Here is a 242-nt window from a genome sequence, read left to right as displayed (position 1 = left end):
CGATAGGCGGAGAGATCGGTCACTACCGGCCCGGCCGCATCGACATGGCCGAGGCGGGGGCCAGTTGCAGGCCGCGCTGCTCCAGGCCGGCCGTCCAGCGGGCGGCGGCCTCGACCGTCACCGGATAGCTGAAGCCGGTTCCAAGCGCCGAGCCGCGCAGCTTGGCCTGGGCCTCCCGCCCGTTCAGGGCGGCGATGATGGCGGCCGGGGACTGGGTGCGGTCGATGATGCGGTCGGCGCTG

General features: G+C 74.0%; 1 protein-coding gene. It reads right to left on the bottom strand.

All coding sequences use genetic code 11. The features are described 5' to 3' along the window. Positions 1–22 precede the first annotated feature (22 nt). A partial coding sequence (locus CVH10_RS23660; protein ID WP_146143365.1) for a divergent polysaccharide deacetylase family protein occupies positions 23–242 on the bottom strand: 220 nt, incomplete at its 5' end.

Source organism: Halomonas sp. ND22Bw, assembly GCF_003011945.1.
GTDB classification, from domain to species: Bacteria; Pseudomonadota; Gammaproteobacteria; order Pseudomonadales; family Halomonadaceae; genus Halomonas; species Halomonas halophila.
This window is presented reverse-complemented; position numbering and strand designations above follow the sequence as displayed.